19 protein-coding genes are annotated in these 17,440 nt (G+C 61.0%); 6 read left to right on the plus strand and 13 right to left on the minus strand.

The window, feature by feature from the left end; genetic code table 11:
- Positions 1-34 precede the first annotated feature (34 nt).
- The 3 genes from ABVN20_RS23375 to ABVN20_RS23385 all read left to right on the plus strand — a co-directional run bounded on the left by ABVN20_RS23375 (position 35) and on the right by ABVN20_RS23385 (position 2,584).
- Complete coding sequence (locus ABVN20_RS23375; RefSeq protein ID WP_368558115.1) at positions 35-781, plus strand: SDR family oxidoreductase; 747 nt, start codon at positions 35-37, stop codon at positions 779-781.
- A gap of 41 nt (positions 782-822) precedes the next feature.
- Positions 823-1,734 (plus strand): LysR family transcriptional regulator, encoded by a 912-nt coding sequence (locus ABVN20_RS23380; RefSeq protein ID WP_368558116.1) that lies wholly within the window; start codon positions 823-825, stop codon positions 1,732-1,734.
- Positions 1,735-2,158: 424 nt separating this feature from the next.
- Positions 2,159-2,584 (plus strand): PaaI family thioesterase, encoded by a 426-nt coding sequence (locus ABVN20_RS23385; protein WP_368558705.1) that lies wholly within the window; start codon positions 2,159-2,161, stop codon positions 2,582-2,584.
- A gap of 284 nt (positions 2,585-2,868) precedes the next feature.
- Here ABVN20_RS23385 and ABVN20_RS23390 read toward each other — a convergent pair whose 3' ends face one another.
- The 8 genes from ABVN20_RS23390 to phnD form a co-directional block, all read right to left on the minus strand.
- Complete coding sequence (locus ABVN20_RS23390) at positions 2,869-3,381, minus strand: DUF433 domain-containing protein (RefSeq protein WP_368558117.1); 513 nt, start codon at positions 3,379-3,381, stop codon at positions 2,869-2,871.
- A gap of 17 nt (positions 3,382-3,398) precedes the next feature.
- Entirely contained in the window at positions 3,399-4,226 is an 828-nt protein-coding gene (gene phnX, locus ABVN20_RS23395) for a phosphonoacetaldehyde hydrolase (protein ID WP_368558118.1), read from the minus strand.
- A gap of 80 nt (positions 4,227-4,306) precedes the next feature.
- The gene (locus ABVN20_RS23400; RefSeq protein ID WP_368558119.1) at positions 4,307-5,176 is read right to left on the minus strand and encodes a LysR substrate-binding domain-containing protein; all 870 of its coding nucleotides are present in this window, start codon (positions 5,174-5,176) and stop codon (positions 4,307-4,309) included.
- A 10-nt stretch (positions 5,177-5,186) separates the two neighbouring features.
- Positions 5,187-6,482 carry an MFS transporter gene (locus tag ABVN20_RS23405; RefSeq protein ID WP_368558121.1) on the minus strand — a complete coding sequence of 432 codons (1,296 nt, stop codon included), beginning with the start codon at positions 6,480-6,482 and terminating at the stop codon, positions 5,187-5,189.
- A 125-nt stretch (positions 6,483-6,607) separates the two neighbouring features.
- Positions 6,608-7,699 (minus strand): iron-containing alcohol dehydrogenase PsrA, encoded by a 1,092-nt coding sequence (gene psrA / locus ABVN20_RS23410; protein ID WP_368558122.1) that lies wholly within the window; start codon positions 7,697-7,699, stop codon positions 6,608-6,610.
- A gap of 127 nt (positions 7,700-7,826) precedes the next feature.
- A complete protein-coding gene (gene phnE, locus ABVN20_RS23415; RefSeq protein WP_368558123.1) occupies positions 7,827-8,645 on the minus strand; it encodes a phosphonate ABC transporter, permease protein PhnE in 819 nt (272 codons plus the stop codon).
- The gene (gene phnC, locus ABVN20_RS23420; RefSeq protein ID WP_368558125.1) at positions 8,642-9,439 is read right to left on the minus strand and encodes a phosphonate ABC transporter ATP-binding protein; all 798 of its coding nucleotides are present in this window, start codon (positions 9,437-9,439) and stop codon (positions 8,642-8,644) included. The genes phnE and phnC overlap by 4 nt, the downstream gene beginning before the upstream one ends.
- Positions 9,436-10,305: a phosphonate ABC transporter substrate-binding protein gene (phnD, locus tag ABVN20_RS23425; RefSeq protein WP_368558126.1), complete on the minus strand. Its 870-nt coding sequence runs from the start codon at positions 10,303-10,305 to the stop codon at positions 9,436-9,438. Before phnD ends, phnC begins: the two co-directional genes overlap by 4 nt.
- A 109-nt stretch (positions 10,306-10,414) precedes the next feature.
- On the opposite strand from phnD, the gene ABVN20_RS23430 reads away from it, so the two are divergent.
- A complete protein-coding gene (locus ABVN20_RS23430; RefSeq protein ID WP_368558127.1) occupies positions 10,415-11,272 on the plus strand; it encodes a LysR substrate-binding domain-containing protein in 858 nt (285 codons plus the stop codon).
- A gap of 10 nt (positions 11,273-11,282) precedes the next feature.
- On the opposite strand, the gene ABVN20_RS23435 is transcribed toward ABVN20_RS23430, so the two are convergent.
- The 3 genes from ABVN20_RS23435 to ABVN20_RS23445 are packed head-to-tail and all read right to left on the minus strand — an operon-like array spanning position 11,283 to position 13,156.
- On the minus strand, positions 11,283-12,176 hold the full coding sequence (locus ABVN20_RS23435) for a DMT family transporter (RefSeq protein WP_368558128.1): 894 nt from the start codon (positions 12,174-12,176) through the stop codon (positions 11,283-11,285).
- A gap of 9 nt (positions 12,177-12,185) precedes the next feature.
- A complete protein-coding gene (locus ABVN20_RS23440; protein ID WP_368558129.1) occupies positions 12,186-12,638 on the minus strand; it encodes a DMT family transporter in 453 nt (150 codons plus the stop codon).
- Positions 12,635-13,156 carry an N-acetyltransferase family protein gene (locus ABVN20_RS23445; RefSeq protein WP_368558130.1) on the minus strand — a complete coding sequence of 174 codons (522 nt, stop codon included), beginning with the start codon at positions 13,154-13,156 and terminating at the stop codon, positions 12,635-12,637. Before ABVN20_RS23445 ends, ABVN20_RS23440 begins: the two co-directional genes overlap by 4 nt.
- A gap of 160 nt (positions 13,157-13,316) precedes the next feature.
- Here ABVN20_RS23445 and ABVN20_RS23450 point away from each other — a divergent pair, with 160 nt between their 5' ends.
- Positions 13,317-13,877 (plus strand): helix-turn-helix domain-containing protein, encoded by a 561-nt coding sequence (locus tag ABVN20_RS23450; protein WP_368558131.1) that lies wholly within the window; start codon positions 13,317-13,319, stop codon positions 13,875-13,877.
- A gap of 393 nt (positions 13,878-14,270) precedes the next feature.
- Here the strand turns inward: ABVN20_RS23450 and ABVN20_RS23455 are convergent, their stop codons facing one another.
- Together ABVN20_RS23455 and ABVN20_RS23460 are read right to left on the minus strand one after the other, a co-directional pair.
- Positions 14,271-15,209, minus strand: coding sequence for an AraC family transcriptional regulator N-terminal domain-containing protein (locus ABVN20_RS23455; RefSeq protein WP_368558132.1), 939 nt, complete (start codon positions 15,207-15,209; stop codon positions 14,271-14,273).
- Positions 15,210-15,231: 22 nt separating this feature from the next.
- The gene (locus ABVN20_RS23460) at positions 15,232-16,065 is read right to left on the minus strand and encodes an oxidoreductase (RefSeq protein WP_368558133.1); all 834 of its coding nucleotides are present in this window, start codon (positions 16,063-16,065) and stop codon (positions 15,232-15,234) included.
- Positions 16,066-16,481: 416 nt separating this feature from the next.
- On the opposite strand from ABVN20_RS23460, the gene ABVN20_RS23465 reads away from it, so the two are divergent.
- Complete coding sequence (locus tag ABVN20_RS23465; RefSeq protein ID WP_368558134.1) at positions 16,482-17,411, plus strand: ZIP family metal transporter; 930 nt, start codon at positions 16,482-16,484, stop codon at positions 17,409-17,411.
- Positions 17,412-17,440 lie beyond the last annotated feature (29 nt).

The following is a 17,440-nucleotide window of genomic DNA, read 5'->3' on the forward strand; positions in this document are numbered from 1 at the left end:
AGCCTCAAGACTTGGGGCAGGTCAGAGGAGTCAAATGATGAATACAGAAGTCAGCGGAAAGGTGTGCATTATCACAGGGGCTAGCAGCGGTCTTGGTCAGGCGCTGGCACGCTTACTGGCGGCTCAAGGCGCAATGTTGGCCATAGGTGCTCGCCGCGAGGATCGTATTACTGCACTCGCTGATGAACTGAGAGAGACAGGTGCACAGGTGGTGGCCATGGTCACGGACGTCACGAAGCGCTCAGACGTAGAAGCGCTTGTCGAAGCTGCCAAGAGTGCTTTTGGGCGCGTTGATGTCCTCATCAATAATGCGGGCGTGATGCCGCTGTCGTTGCTGGCAGATGGCAAGATTGAGGAGTGGGAGCAAACAGTTGATGTAAATCTTAAAGGTGTTCTCTACGGAATCGGTGCTGTACTGCCCATCATGCAGGCCCAGCGTGCTGGTCACGTTGTCAATATTGCCTCTACAGCAGGTCATCGCGTTATTCCCACCAGTGCAGTGTATTCGGCAACAAAACACGCGGTCAGGGCTCTCTCAGAAGGTTTCCGCCAAGAAGTCGCAGAGTTCAACATTCGCTCCACTATTATTTCTCCGGGCGCCATGTCGAGTGAGCTGTTGGACGGTATTTCTGACGAAGCTCTGGCATCGCAGCTTCGCGAAAATATCGTGTCTTATATGTCCCCAGATGATGTGGCCGAAGCTGTCATTTTTGCGATCAGTCGGCCCGCGAACATTGGCATCAATGAGATACTGGTTCGTCCAACATTGCAGAAGTCTTGATGCGCGATGCTTGAGTGCGGCGGTCATGGGTGTGAGAGTTTATGAACCGAGATGAATTGGCAGATCTCAGCTCGTTCGCCATTGTGGCGCAAGAACGAAGCTTCACCCGTGCGGCAGTACGGCTGAACATTTCTCAATCGGCGCTGAGCCACACCATCAAGCGTCTCGAAGATCGTCTTGAGCTGCGATTGCTGGATCGCTCAACCCGCAAGGTTTCGCTCACCCCAGCCGGAGAGCGCCTTCTGGGAACGCTGGCACCGGCTCTCGAAGACATCGCTTCTGAACTGTCAAATCTTGCTGGGCTTCGTCAAAGCCCTGGGGGAACAATTCGCGTGACCGCACCAGGTCACGCGGCCAGGTCGATAATAATGCCGCAGATCCTGCGGCTGACTGAGCAATACCCCGACCTGTCAGTGGAGCTGACAGAGGATGTGTCCCTACCGGACATCATTGGTGCCCGATTTGATGCGGGCGTGCGTATCGGCGAGCACCTCGCGCAGGATGTTATTGCTATCCCTATCAGCCCGCCCTTGAGGCTCGCCATCGTGGCGGTTCCGGAGTTCTGGAGAAAGCACCAAATACCGAAATCACCTCGTGATCTCCCAAGCGATAAGTGCATCAGTTACAGACGCCCTTCCACCGGCAGGGTTTATGAGTGGGAGTTTTCCAAGGATGGGGTCGCCCTCTCGATCAGTCCCTCGGGGCGCCTGTGTTTCAACACGTCGGCCTTAGTCCTACACGCTTCGTTATCTGGGCACGGTATTGCCTGCGTGCTTGAGGATGAGGCAGAGGAGCACATTCAATCTGGACGCCTGGTCCGAGTTCTAGAAGACTGGTGTGAGGCTTTTCCGGGTTACCACCTCTACTACGGTAGTCGCCGACATAACGTTGCCGCGCTCAAGCTGCTGGTGGAGGCGCTTCGCTATGACCGAGGGTCGCAACCGGCGGGATAGTCATTAGCCCAATTGCTATGAGCGTGCGCCAGTGCGCTGTAGGCGGGTAGTACCAACATAACACTATCTACCATTTTCAATGCCGTCGGTGATCGAAGGGGCATGGACGAGGGCGAATACCCCTTTTTTTATGCTGGAGTGTTCGCGGCATGAATGATCCTGAATAGGAGTTGATGTAGCGCGATGTCGACATAGACTGCTTTAGGTAGTAACGGCAGGTAACTTAAGGTTTTTCAATAGTCTTCCCAGACTTCACACCGTACTCAGATGTAACGATCTGCTTAAAGCGTTGTTACTGTTGTAATTCGGCGAACCGTAGCCAGTTCAAAAAAAGATCTGAATTTAGCAAACGGCGCAATCTTGGCCATAAGCATGCGTGCGTCAGCACAAACTACAGAGGCTTTTCCTAATGACTGAAGATACGATGAGCGATGCCAGTGTGTTGAGCGCTCTGATTGCCGTGAATGAGCAAGCTACTTTCAACCGATGGGCGGGATTCAAGGTAGTAAGCGCCTCAGCTGGCGAAGTAGAGTTGAGGATGTCTTGGCGTGAAGAGGTTGGGCAGTACAATGGATTTCTCCACGCTGGGCTGATCGGCGCTTTGCTCGATACTGCCTGTGGCTTTGCGGCAAGCACGGTGTCCGGTCCAGTACTGGCGTCCCAGTTTTCGGTCAGGTGCATCGCACCAGCCAAGGGGGGGATCTTTGTCGTCAAGGGGCGCGTAGTGAAAGCTGGCAGACGGCAGGTTTTTGCAGCTGCGGATCTGTACTGTCAAAGTCTGGAGTCGAAGGAGCTGACACTCTGCGCAAACGGAGATGCGATTCTAGTCCCGGTTGGAATACCCCAGTGAGCGTTATGCGCATTGTCTGAGGCTCAATGGCGGCTTCTGGCCGATTTCTGCCGGCCGCGAAGGGGAGCCCCGGCCAAAAACTGCGATTGATCAGACCTCAGAAGCAGTATTTACGGTGACCCAGGCGTGGTCAAACGCGGCAACAAACCTGAGTGTTTTATCCCGTACCCCGTGCCGACAGCACGAGACACTGCACAGATCAGCTGCAGGGTGTGACGCTGGCTTCCATCATGCGCAAACACCCCCAGGCTTTTATAACGGTGTAAGAGTTTGCCTTTTGGTGATTAGGATTTGCGCGGGCAGCCTCTGCGAGGGTGGGATTTCTGGTATAGACGGGCATGTTCGATCATTTCCGGTGTGAGGAATGGATAGTCGTCCCGGATAGTTTCGAACGGCACTCCCTCATCAACCGTGGCCAGTAAGTTCTCTATCGGCAGTCGTGAGCCTCGGATGACCGGCATTCCACCGAGAATCTCTGGATCAGACACTACGGTTTCGCGTACTGGTTGGTCTTTATTCAGGCGAGTGTCCAGTGGCTCGTTGATGCAAGGCGATTGAGCTGGTGCGTGGTTAGTGGACACCGAGAAGGGGGGCCACCAGATCGAAAGAAAACGATAAAACCCGTGCCCAAGGCGCACAAGCCGGCGGATTCTGGCGTGGTGGTAGGCAATGGCGCAAGGTTGTGTAGCTTTCAGGAAGTAATTTGGCTGCCAGTTAAACAAGCCGCCAGGAGTTGGAAGCCAGGAGGTAGGCAAGCGACCTGCAACAGCAGCCGTGACCGCCCAATCAACGGTCACGCCCCCTGCATGCAACCTTAGAAACTCTGCGGCATCTCCCCCCGCGCCATCCGCGCATTGATCTCCTCGATCACCCCCGGCAACTCCACAATCGTATCAATCAGATAATGCGGCCGAGCCCCTTCGAACATCTTGCCAATCCGCGCACGTTCCTCAGCCAACTTCTGCGCCGGCAGTGCCTTGTATTGATCGTAAGTCAAACCCAGTGCATTGCCCGAACAGGTCAACGCCACCGTCCACATCCCGGCGCTGCGGCCTTCGAGAATACCCGGCCAGGTGTCATCGACCTTCACGCAGGCCGCCACATCGTTGATGCCCAGGGCAATCACGTTCGCCAGGGCCTGGGCCGGGTGAGGGCGGCCGTTGGGGACTTCGTCGGTGGCCACCACGTGGTCGGCGACGTAGCCGTTGGTGCGCGCCAGTTCGACCACCTTGGCCATGACCACTGCCGGGTAGCCGGAGCACGAACCGATTTTCAGGCCCTTGTCGCGCAGCGCGTCGATGGTTTGCAGTGCCCCCGGAATCAGCGCCGAGTGCAGGGCGATCTTCTCGATTTGCAGCGGCATGAAGCGTTCATACAGCGCCGTCACGTCGTCATCGGTGGGCAGGCGGTCGAACACCGCGCGGTAGCGCTCGGCAATCTGCGGTTGGTTGCACAGGGTGCGGATGTGGTCCCACTTGCCCATGCCCATCGGGCCGCGGGCTTCTTCCAGGGATACGGCGACGCCGAATTCGGCAAAGGCCTCGACGAAGATCTGGGTGGGGGCGAAGGAGCCGAAGTCGACGACGGTGCCGGCCCAGTCCAGGACCACGGCTTGCAGTTGTTTGGGTTGCTGATAGTGCATGGTGGATCTCCAGTTTTCGGGTAGGGGGTGGCCGTCCCTCTCGCTGGTGAGAAGTAGGCCTGTTCAAAGGTGCAAAAGCGTTACAGCGGGATGGGGCTTGAGTCGAACAGCTCGGCGATCATCGGGCGGTTGCGGCGAATACCCAGGCAGCACAGGTGGTAGTCGATGGAAAACGGGTGGTTGACGAACACGATGGGTCTGGTGCCCGGCGTTTCGGCGTATTCGACAGCGGAGACGAAACTAATGCCGATGCCCTGGGCGATGGCGTGGACGATGGCTTCGCGGCTGTTGAGTTGCATCACGCAGTTGAGCGAGACGCCCAGTTGCTGGCAGCTTTCTTCCACCAGTTGGCGGGTGCGTGAGCTTTTCTCGCGCAGAACCCATTTCTCCTGGCTGATCTGTTCCACGTGCACTTCCTTCTGGCTGGCCCAGGGATGGTCGTCGCGCACCACGGCGATGATCGGGTAGCGCCGATACAGTTGCGTATCGAAGCGATGGTCGAACTCGGACAACGCCAGGATCGCCACGTCGATGTCGAAGTTGAACAGGCGGTTCAGGGTTTCCTTTTCCGGGGAAAACGAGGTTTCCAGTTCGATGTCCGGATGGCGCTGCATCAGCTCGTAGGTCAGGTTCATGGCGATGGGCGGGGAGACCGCGCCCAGGCGCAACATGCCGGATTTGCGTTGCTTGAAACTCTGTAGCAGTTGCACGGCTTCGTCTTCCTGGCCAAACAGGCCCTGGGTGATCGCATAGAGTTGGTGGCCGGCCGAGCTCATCTCGATGAACCGGCCACGGCGATGGAACAGTTCCACGGAAAATTTCTTTTCCAGCGCGTTCACCTGCTCGCTGATGGTCGGCTGGCCGACGTGCAAATACTCCGCAGCCAGGGTGAAGCTGCCGGTCTTTGCCACCGCATGAAAGGAACGCAACCATTTGTGGTACTGGTACATGTAGGGTCACTCAACGTCGGATGAATAACGCGACCGCCGCGCTGCATAGGCAGGCCGTCGTCACCACGATGAAAATCAGCGAAGTGTTGCCGGTACTGTCGAGCATACTGCCGATCAGCGGTTCCGCCAGGCCGGCGAACAGGTAGGACGAGAAGTTCATCACCCCGGTGGCCGTGCCGGCACGCTTGGCGCCGACCAGGTCGGGGCACAGCGCCCAGAAACTCGACGCCGGGCCGTAGACGAAGAAACCGCAGAGGAACAACGCCACCAGGCCGGTGGCGCTGTGCGGTGCCAGGGTCCACATCCACAGGCTGGTGCAGGCGCCCAGGACCATGTAAAGCATGATCGCCAGGTAGCGTTTGGAGCCGAACAGCTTGTCGGAGATCCAGCCATTGCTCAGCGCGCCGATGGCCATGCCCACGGGCAGGGCGACGGTGATCCACTTTGGATCGACCAGGCTGTCGCCGCTCTTCCAGTTGGCGCCGAGAAAGTGCACCGGCACCCAGACGATCAGGCCGTAGCGCGCCGCGTTCTGGAAGCCCAAGGACACGGCCGCGATGACCAGGCGGAAGTTCTTCAGCACGGCCTTGTAGCGCTGCGCCGAGGTTTCGACTTCGCCGTGGGCGACTTCGTGGTCCTTGTCGTCGGCGTTGGCCACGCCGGTGTCGGCCAGCGGTTCGAAACCCAGATCCTGCGGCCGCTCACGGGCGATCAGGTAGAAGAGGATGCCGCCGGCGAGCATCAGCAGCACCGGCAAGCGGAAGATCCAGCGCCATTCCAGGTGCATCACTTCCAGCACCACGATCGAGGTCACGTAGGACAGCACCGAGGCGCAACCAGCGGCGAACACATACAGGCCGTAGACCTTGCCGCGCTCGCCGACACTCCACCAATTGGAAATCAGCCGACTGCCCGGCGCCCAGCCCAGGGCCTGGAAGTAGCCGTTGACGCCCCACGGCAGGATCAGCGCGGCGAAGTTGCTGGCAAAGCTGGTCACCCAGTTGGCGGCGCAGGACAACACCGCGCCGGCGGTCATGATGCGCCGGCCACCGAACTTGTCGGCGAGGTTGCCGTTGATGGCCTGGCCGATGGCGTAGGCCCACAGCATTACGGCCGAGGCCCAGCCCAGATGTTCCTTGGTGAAGCCGAACTCGGCCTGGATACCGGGGATGGCGAAGCCGAAGGTCTGGCGGCCAGTGTAGAAAAACAGGTAGCAGAACATCGCCGCCAACAGCATGCGCCATTGGGCGACCCGGAAAGAGGCGGTGTGCGCGTCCAGGGCAGGCATGGTTTGAGCACGATTCATGATCTTTTCCTTATTGTTGTTCGGTTGTACCGATTAACGTCGCGGCGTGCTCACTTTTGTGGGCACAGCAGGAAATCGTCGCGGCTGCTGGGGCCGCTGACAGTGCTGGTTCGGGTGTGCGGGTTTTAAGCGGCTTGAGCGCCGATGAAGTTCTTGCCCCGGGCGCCTTGCAGGGCGAACTGGATCATCTGCTCGGCCTGTGCGGCCGTGACGCCGTAGTCGGAAAACTCGGTTTTCACGTCGAGGCTTTGCAGGAACTCACGCAATTGGCGTTGGGCCTTGTCCAGGTCGTTGCCGAAAATGCTTTGCAGGGTGCGGTCCCGCGCTTCGTCACGGCCCCAGGCCAGGCCCAGCACCAGCGGCAGGGTGAACGAACAGGCGATGCCGTGGGGCAGGCCGTAGTGCAGGGTCATTTCATAGGAAATGGAATGGGCCAGGGCGGTCTTGGTATTGGAGAACGCCATCCCCGCCTTGAGCGCTGCCAGGGCCATGCGCGAGCGCAGCTCGGGGTTGAACAGGTCACGCTTGAGCAGCGGCAGGCATTCGAGAATGTCGGCGATGGCAGACACCGCGAAGGTGTCGGAGATCGGGTTGGCGTTGACGTTCCACACCGACTCCAGCGCGTGGGACAGGGCGTCCAGGCCGGTGGAGACCGTCACGCTGCCTGGTACGGTGAGCATCAACTGCGGGTCGATGATCGCCACCTTCGGCCAGGTGCATTCCAGGTGCAGCGAGTATTTCTTGTGGCTGGCCGAATCCCAGATGGTCGCCCAGGGCGTGACTTCGCTGCCGGTGCCGGCAGTGGTCGGCGCGGCGATCAGCGCCTTGCTGCGCGCAGGCGTGAAAGGCTTGCCGCTGGCCAGCAACGCGAGCAGTTCATCGAAACGTCCCGATTCAGTGCCGACAATCAACGCCTTGGCGGTGTCGATGGCGCTGCCGCCGCCGACGGCGACCACGGTGTCGCAATCACCAGCCTGCTGCCAGAAGCGTTCATAGGTTTCACGCAGTTGCGCCACGTCGGGGTTGGGCTGGACGTCTTCGACCACATGCACCAACCGATCACCCAGCAGGTCCTGGAGGCGGTCGACCAGGCCAAGGCCGCGGGCCTCGGGGAAGGTGACCAGGGCGACTTTCTGGTTTTCGGTGATATCGGCCAGTTCAAGCAGGCTGCCCCAGCCGAAACGGGTATCAACTGGGTTGTGGAATCGGGCAGTCATGGTGGTTCCTTTGTTTTTGTTGTTGGAAGTGGCCCCATACTCGGGGCGCTTCAACGACAGCTCAAATCAATAAATCGCAGGCTTTAATTGGTTGAGCCGATAGTGGGATGAAAAGGGGGGCTCCGGATCAGTCATGGGCGCCACGCTGGATGGCGTTGCGCAGCCGGCTGGAGAGCGCATCGGCGACGATCACCATGAGGGTGATGACGATGATGCAGGTGGCGGTTTCCGGGTACTTGAACAGCTTGAGGCTGCTCACCAGCTCGAACCCCAGCCCGCCAGCACCGACCATGCCCAGTACGGTGGCCGAACGCAGATTGACCTCGAAACGGTAGAGCACCACGGCAATCCAGGCGGTGATCACCTGGGGCAGCACGCCAAAGACGATGACCTGCAACGGTCGGGCGCCGGTGGCCTGCAAGGCTTCGATCGGGCCCTGGTCGATTTCCTCGATGCTCTCGGCGAAGAACTTGCCGAGCATACCCAGGCCATGCAGGGCCAGCGCCAACACGCCGGGGAAGGGGCCCAGGCCGACGGCCGAGACGAAGACCAGCGCGAGGATCAGTTCGTTGATGCTGCGGGTGACGTTGAGCAACTGCCGGGTGGCCTGGAACACCAGGCGGTTCCTGCTGAGGTTGCGCGCCGCCAGAAAGGACAACGGGATGGCCATCAGCACGCCGAGCAACGTGCCCCAGATGGCGATTTGTACGGTCTCCACCGCTGGCGCCAGCAACCTGGGCAGAATGCTCAGGTCTGGTGGCACGGTGCGGGCGAGGAAGTCGCCGATCTGTGGCAGGCCGGCGGCCAGTTCGCCCACGCTCAACTGCGCGCCTGTGGCACTCCACTGCAAAATCACGATAACCGCCAGCACCAGCGCGCCGGTGGACAACCAGCCACGGCTGCCGGTGGGCAGCTTGACGGTCCAGAGATAGTCCTGCTGTTTCATGCGCCAGCCCTCAATGCCGTGGAATGGGTGTGCGGGTCTGTTTGCGCCGCGTCTTGTACGTCGGTTGCCGGGCCGGGATAGATGCGCTGCAGATCGGTCTCAGTCATACCGGCGGTGTCACCGTCGTAAACCAGCCGGCCGTGGGCCAGGCCGACAATGCGGTCGCCGAACTCGCGGGCGTAGTCCACCTGATGCAGGTTGCAGACCACGGTGATGCCCAGTTCGCGGGTGGCATCGCGCAGGTATTGCAGGACCAGGCGCGCGGTCTTGGGATCGAGGCTGGCCACAGGTTCGTCCGCGAGGATCACCTTGGGCCGTTGCGCCAGGGCACGGGCAATGCCCACACGTTGCATCTGCCCACCGGACAGTGCATCGGTGCGTTCGTGGGCCTTGTGGGCCAGTTCGACGCGTTCCAGGCATTGCATGGCCAGCGCCACATCGTCGCGGCGAAACAGTTGCAGGATCGAGCTGAGCGTGGACACCGCGCCGAGGCGCCCGGTCAGCACGTTCTTCAGCACGCTTAGCCGTGGCACCACGTTGTGGTGCTGGAAGATCATCGCCGCCTGGCGCCGCAGCGGGCGGGTGTCCTGGCAGGTCCGCGCATCAATGCCCGCCACGGTGAGCGTGCCGGAGTCGGCTTCGGCCAGCCGGTTGATGCAGCGCAGCAGGGTGGATTTGCCCGCGCCGGACTGGCCCAGCACCACCACGAATTCGCCGGCCGCAACGTCCAGGTCGATGCCGCGCAAGACCGGGTTGGCCCCGTAATGCTTGGTCAGTTGGCGGATGTTGATCATTTCATGCTCCGCAGATCCAGATCGAGCACCTTGGCGGTCTCGCGCACCACGTCGTAGGCGCCATCGCTGGTCGGCTGGAAGCCGTCCAACTGACCCTGGTCACCCCACGGCACGTCCTTGATCGACGCCAGGGCAGCAGCGACTTTTTGCTTGAGCGCCGGGTCAAGGTTCTTGCGCCAGACCATCGGCGATTCCGGGATCGGCCGCGAGCTCCAGACCACCTGGAAGTCGTCCTGCTTCACCAGGCCCCGGGCCACGGCATTGGCCAGGATGCGGTCGGCGACGGCGGCGGCATCGACCTTCTGGTTAGCCACTGCGAGGATGCTGGCGTCGTGGGAGCCGGAGAAAATCACCCGCGAGAACAGTTTTGTCGGATCAAAACCCGCCTGTTCCAGTCCGGCCTTGGGGAACAGATGGCCGGAGGCGGAGCTGGGGTCGACAAAGGCGAAGGTGTGGCCCTTGAGATCGGCGAGGCTGGCGATACCGCTGTCCTTGCGCGCCAGGATCAGGCTCTTGTAGGCGCTCTGCCCGGTTTTCTTGGTGACGGCGACGGCGAACGCTTCGACATCGGCCACCGACGTGGCGAGCACGTAGGAGAACGGCCCGAGGTACGCCACGTCGAGCTTGCCGGCGCGCAGGGCTTCGATGATGCCGTTGTAGTCGGTGGCGACAAAGGGTTCGACGGGCATGCTCAGTTGGCTTTCGAGGTTGCTCAGCACCAACTTGCTGGACTCGATCATGGCCTGGGAGTCTTCCGAGGGAATCAGGCCGATGCGCAGTTTGTCCTGCGCGGTTGCCTGGCTGGCAAGGCTGAAGGACAGGCAGGCGAGGGCCGCGACACGCAAGAATCTGGAGATATTGTTCATGGCATTCCAGGAGGTGGGTTGGAGTGACCACAGGCTAGAAATGTCACGTGACAGTCATACGATCAATTCAATATGGGTTCAGGCAGCTAACTATTGATGGAGTCTATGGATGTCGACGGCGAAAATGCGCGCCTTCCTCGCGGTGGCGCGTCACGGCAGTTTCAGTGCGGGCGCGCGTGCGCTGGGGCTCAGCCAGCCGACGCTGACCACCCAGGTGCAAAGTCTGGAGCGGCAGTACAACCTGGAACTGTTTCACCGTCGCGGGCGGCGTATCGAATTATCTGACGTCGGCCGTCAGCTGCTGCCCATTGTCCAGGCCATGGCGGCGCTGGACCTGGACGCGCACAACCTGTTGCGCGACTCCGGCCGGCTCGACAGTGGTCAGCTCAAGGTCGGGGCAGTGGGGCCGTTTCATGTGATCGAAATGGTCGACAACTACCTGCAACAACATCCGCGCATCGACGTGTCGATCCGCGTCGGCAACTCGGCGCAAGTGCTGGCGGACCTGGAGAACTACGTCACCGATATCGCTGTGCTTGCCGGGCGCCAGGATGATCCGGACCTGTGCGCTGTGCGCTACGCCCGGCACGCGATCATCCTGTTCGCGCACCATCAACACCCCTTTGCCCAACGGGGTTCGGTGCGCCTCGAAGAACTGGAAGGGCAGCGGCTGCTGCAACGCGAAGCCGGCTCCACCACGCGCCTGGTGCTGGAGCAGGCCTTGACGGCAGCGCAGATCGTTCCGCGCATCGCCATGGAAATCGGCAGCCGCGAAGCCATGCGCGAAGCGGTGGTGCGTGGCCTGGGGCTGGGCGTGGTGTCCGAGGCGGAGTTCATTGCCGATCCGCGGATCCAGATCGTGCGCATCGAAGGTGATCCGCTGTACACCGAGACCTATTTGTATTGCCTGGCTGAACGGCGTTCCAGCCGGTTGATTTCATCGTTTTTTGATGTGGTTGCGATGTAGAGGCGAGGGTTCACACGGCCTGAATTGGCTTTGGACCCAGCAGGGCGAGCGCAATGCCGCCGAGCACGATCAAAGACGCGACCACCATGCGCAGCGACAGGGGTTCGTTGAGCAGCATCACGCCCGCCGCCGAGGCGAGTACCGGTACGCTCAGTTGCAGGGTCGCGGCGGTCTGGGCGGCGAGCCTTTTCACCACCGCGTACCACACGACGTAGCCCGCGCCGGACGCCAGGACTCCGGATGCCACGGCATACAGAAGGCCGGTCGGGGTGATGACCAATGGGGTTTGCAACAGGCTCACGGCGGTGACGGCCACGACAAAGGGCAGGCTACGCAGGAAATTCCCCGTGGTGTCTCTGGCCGCGTCCACCGAGCGTTTGCCCATCACTGAATACGTGCCCCAGGCGAAGCCCGCCGCCAGCATGAAAAACGAGCTGATCGCGCCGGGGGCATTGCCGCCGGGGGCCAGCAGGACGATCAGCCCGCTGAACGCCACCAGCATGCCCAGCAGAACCCTGGCCCGCAGTTTTTCGCCGTTCTTCCAGCCCCAGCCGAACATGGTGAGCTGCACAGCGGCGAACAGGATCAGCGCGCCGACCCCGGCGTCGAGCTGGATGTAGGCCAGCGAAAACAGATAGGCATAGACGAACAGATAAAAACCACCGCGCCAGTTGCCGCCAGGTTTTTTCGAGCTGCCCGGTTTCAACAACAGAAGCAGCGAGAGGAAGAGGGCGCCGCTGAGCAAACGGGTCGTCGTGAAAGACTGCGGGTCGATGTCGCCGCTTCTCAGTGCCAGGCGACAGAAAATCGAGTTGGCGGCGAAGGCGACCATGCTGAACAAGGTGGCGGTGAGCCACAGCCATTGAGGTGAATTGGCATCCTGCGAGTTATTGTTATTGTGCATCGCGTTTACTCAAAAGGTTCGAGAAGCAATCAATACCGCCCCGCTGATCAATAACACGATACCGGCCAGCGGCGTCAGCAGTTCGTGAATATTCAGGCGGCCTGCGCTGGCGGCATCGACCAGCAAACCCACCAGCAGCTGGCTGGCGATCAGGATCGAGGCGGTGGTCGCCGCTCCCAGTCGCTGGTAGCCGGTGATGCTGGCGAACACGAAAAACGAGCCGAGGATACCGGGCAGCACATGCCAGTAACGTATCCCGCCCAGGGCTTCCTGGATGCCCGCCAGCCCGGACTTGCCAATGAGCAGGGTCAGCAAGAGCACGAAACCGACCACCGAATTGGTCAGCAACGCCACCAGTGCGCTCGATGCGCCGCCGCTGATCTGCACCATCAGCAGGTTCTGCACGACCAAAGCGGCGCCGGCGGCAATGAGTAATCCCAGGGTCAGGTAGGACATGGTCATGGGCGCTGCGGATCGGCGCTGCGGGCGTCGAGCTTGAGCTGCAGGAACGTCAGGTCCAACCAGGTGCCGAACTTTACGCCGACCTCCCTGAGGGTGCCGGCGTGCTCGAAGCCGAGCTTCTCGTGCAGGCGGATCGAAGCGAGGTTGCCGGCCTCGATTCCCGCGACCATGACGTGCTTGCCGATGTCGCGGGCGCGTTCGATCAAGGCCTGCAACAGGTGTTTGCCGAGGCCGTTGCCGCGTTGGTCGCCGCGCACATAGATCGAGTGTTCGACGGTATGCCGGTAGCCATCCCACGCGCGCCAGTCGCCAAAGGAGGCGTAGCCCAGCACGCTATTGTCGGCATCTACGGCGACCAGCACCGGGTAGCCCAGGCGTTGCCGGTCGGCCAGCCAGGCGCTGCGGTTGGCGGTGTCGACCGTGGTTTCGTTCCAGATGGCGGTGGAGTGCTCGACGGCATCGTTGTAGATCGCCGTGATGCCTTCGATGTGGTGTTCGCTTGCGTTAACGATTTGCATGGCCTGTGTCCAACTGGCGGTGTCACTATAGTGAACAGCTTAGGCAATTGGGTGGGCGGGTAGGAAGTCCAATATATCTATCGGTTTCTGGAAATTCGATAGTGCGGCTCTTGGGGTGTCGTACTACTATAGTGGACTTGTTCAGAGGCGCCATGACCTGATGAAAAATGAAATTGACCTGCGCATAGGCGCCCGGATACGCATCGAGCGGGAGAGTCGCGGCTGGTCGCTGACCGACCTGGCCACGCGTGCGGGCGTGTCCCGGGCGATGGTTTTCAAGGTGGAACACGGCGAAAGCAGCCCCACGGCCAACCTGCTCGGCAAGCTTTCAGGGGCGTTCGGCCTGAGCATGTCGACGCTGATGGCACGAGCCGAGTTACGCCAGGGGCGTCTGCTGCGGGCTGCCGATCAACCGCTGTGGACCGACCCCGCCACGGGGTACCAGAGACGGCATGTTTCGCCCCAGTCGGATCTGCCCCTGGACCTGGTGCAGGTGACGCTGCCCGCCGGAAAACGCGTACCCATGCCGGCTTCGGCGTATGCGTTCCAGCGCCAGTTGATCTGGGTGATCGAGGGGCAACTGGTGTTTGCCGAAGGCGATGTGCAGCACCGGATGGGGCAGGGTGACTGCCTGGAGCTGGGGCCGCCGACCGATTGTGTGTTCATCAATGACAGCGATGCGCCTTGCGTGTACGCGGTGGTGGTGTTGAGCGTTTCCTGATCATGCCGCCATTTCACCTTCTTCTGTGGGAGCGAGCCTGCTCGCGATGGCAGCCCAGACACCACCGATCATCAGGCACCCCGCGTAATCGTTAACGACCATCGCAAGTAAACTCGCTCCTACAGGTTCGGGGTGAACCACCCATGCCACGACCCCTGTAGGAGCGAGCTTGCTCGCGATGGTGGCCCAGACACCACAGGGCATCAGGCACCCCGCGTAATCGTTAACGACCATCGCGAGTAAACTCGCTCCTACAGGTTCGGGGTGAACCACCCAGGCCACGCCCCCCTGTAGGAGCGAGCTTGCTCGCGATGGTAGCCCAGACACCACGGGGCATCAGGCACCCCACGTCATCGTTAACGACCATCGCGAGCAAGCCCGCACCCACAGGGCTTAGTGCGATGACACATAAACCGAGCCTGACGCCGGCGCCGGCAACGCGTAGGTTGCCTTCATCCACTCGATCTCCGCCTGTGGCGTACGGCCAAAGAACCGTTTGAACTCGCGGCTGAATTGCGAGGCGCTTTCATAGCCGACGTTGAAGGCCGCCGCCGAGGCGGTCATGGCTTGGCGCAACATCAGCAGGCGCGCCTGGTGCAAGCGCGTCGATTTCAGGTATCGCATGGGCGAGGAGTCGGTCACGCTGCGAAAGTGCAGGTGAAAATTGGGCACGCTCATGCTCGCTTCCTGGGCCAGTTGCTCGACGTCCAGGCGCTCCTGATAGCAGCTGTGGATCTTGCGGATCGCCCGGCTGACCTTGCCGAAATGGCCCTGGCGATTGAGCGCGGCGCGCATGGAACCGCCTTGCTCGCCGATGAGAATGCGGTAGTAGATTTCCCGCACCAGCGACGGCCCCAGAATAGGCGCCTCACCCGGCACACTCATGGCTTCGAGAAAGCGCAGCGTCGAGCCGCGCAGCGAGTCGTCCATCGGTGAGGCGTACATGCCTTTGGGCTGGGCATTGCTGGGGCCGTGGACTTCATCGACTTGCAGCATCAACTCGCTGGCCATCTGCAAGTCCAGGCGCATGTAGATCGCCAGCATCGGCTCGGCCGCGCTGGCATCGGTCTCCATGGTGAAGGGCAGGGGCACGGACACCACCAGATAGTGCTGGGCGTCGTAGACGTAGACGTCATCGCCCAGATAGCCGCGCTTGCGCCCCTGGCAGAGAATGACGATGCCCGGGTCATAGAGCACCGGCGTACGGCTCAGCGGCTGGTTCGAGCGCAGGAAGCGCACATCTTCCAGCGCACTGAGGTTGTAGCCTTCGACCGGTGCCAGTTGGCTGAGCAACTGCACCATGCGCGCGGTGTTCGGGTCGGCCCGGTTCATTCCGTCATCCTGTGTACAGCGCTCAATTGTCAGTGGAGCGGGTCAGTGTTTCCCATTGGTCGATCTCGGCGAGCGCGCGTTGCAGTTTGTCGCGGACCAGGCCCAGGGCATCACTGCCCAGCAACAGGTGCGCGGGCGGGTTCGGGCTGGCGATGACCTGCAACATCGCCTGCGCGGCCTTTTGCGGATCGCCCAATTGCTTGCCGCTTTTTTCCTCGCGCGCCATGCGTACCGGATCGAAGCTGGCGTCATAGTCGGCAATGCTGCGCGGTGTGCGCTGCATCGAGCGGCCCGCCCAATCGGTGCGAAACGAACCCGGCGCCACGGCGGTGACGAAGATGTTGAACGGCTGCAATTCCTTGCTCAGCGTATCGGAGATCCCTTCCAGGGCAAACTTGCTGGCGCAGTAATAGGCGATCCCCGGCATGGTGATGGTGCCGCCCATGGAAGTGATGTTGAGGATATGCCCGGCCCGGCGCTGGCGAAAGTAAGGCAGCAATGCCTTGGTCACCGCGACGGCGCCGAACACATTGACATCGAACTGACGGCGCATGTCTTGCAGAGGGGATTCTTCGAAGATGCCCTCATGACCATAGCCTGCGTTATTGACCAGCACATCGACCGGGCCATACGTCGCTTCTATCTCGGCAACCACGCTGTCGATGCGCTCGAAGTCGGTGACATCCAGGATCACGCCATGGGCGTTTTGCCCGGCAAGTGCCTCAAACGCCCGCAGGTCGGCCTCGTTACGCACGGTGCCGATGACGCGGTGGCCGCTCGCAAGCGCCTCCCGCGCCAGCGCGCTGCCGAAGCCGCTGCTCACACCGGTGATGAATAGGGTTTTGGTGCTGGTCATGGCGAACTCCCGTCAAAAGGTGAGGTGCCATGGTAGCCATCGACCCGTCAGCGACCTATGCCGGTTCATCTTCAAGCATTGCCTATTCCTATCAGGGCAAATAGAAGGAGTTATTTCGTTCGCGTGTTGTCACTTGAAATACGAGCCAAGGTCAGTGCCTGCACTTGCACACCTTGGCGTCGCAATTTCATGCACACTGAGAGGTAAGCACATGAACAGCATCATCTATATTGTTGGACTGGTCGTGGTGATCGCGGTCGTCCTGTCGTTCCTGGGCCTCGCTTGATTTCTGTCCAAAGCTTTACAGATTGACGATCATTTTTGCGACGTCCGTTTCACCACCGCTTTGCCGGGGATGAACGGACGTACTTTATTGCCTGAAAACCGTTGAAAATGGTTTCTGTTCGGGGGAGGTCATGTCGCAACCTTCATCTTCCTTTCGTTCGGGTTCTCGGTCCTGGGTCAGCCATATCAGCCGCTCCGGTTGGCTGGGTTGGTGCTTCTGGTTGCTGGTCGCCGGTGTCGCGGTGTTGCTGCTGGTCAGTGGCTACGGTGCGTTTGTGGGTGCCAGCAGAGATTTCCTGCACCTCGCGGTCCTGGGTGGGCTGTCGGGGTTCGGGGCGACTGCGTTGGGGGCCTGCGTTGCGCTTGTGCTTCGGCAGATCTCGTCTCGTACCCAGGACACCATGCTGGGCTTTGCTGCCGGCATGATGCTCGCTGCCAGTTCCTTTTCGTTGATCCTGCCGGGTATTGCGGCGGCCAGGGAGCTGCTCGACAACCAGCTGCTGGCAGCGAGCACCGTGGTGCTGGGGCTTGGCCTGGGGGTTGCGCTGATGATCGGGCTCGATCGTTTCGTGCCCCATGAGCACGTCGAGAGCGGCAAGCGCGGGCCCGAAGCGAAGCGAATCAACCGGATCTGGCTGTTCGTGCTCGCCATCACCTTGCACAATTTGCCCGAAGGCATGGCTATCGGTGTGAGTTTCGCGTCCGGCGACATGACCGTCGGTTTGCCGCTGACCACTGCCATTGCCATCCAGGACATCCCCGAAGGGCTCGCTATCGCATTGGCACTGCGGGCGATCGGGGTATCGGCCGGCCGGGCGGCGATCATCGCCATTGGTTCGGGGTTGATGGAACCCTTGGGGGCGATCATTGGCCTGGGGCTTTCCAGCAGCTTCGCATTGGGCTATCCGGTTGCGCTGGGATTGGCGGCGGGGGCCATGATCTTTGTCGTGTCCCATGAAGTCATCCCGGAGACCCACCGCAATGGTCATGAGACGCCAGCCACCCTGGGGTTGATGCTGGGCTTCGGCGTCATGATGTTTCTCGACACGGCGTTGGGCTGATTCCAGAACTGTAGGAGCGAGTTCACTCG

This window comes from Pseudomonas sp. MYb118, from assembly GCF_040947875.1.
Taxonomy (GTDB): domain Bacteria; phylum Pseudomonadota; class Gammaproteobacteria; order Pseudomonadales; family Pseudomonadaceae; genus Aquipseudomonas.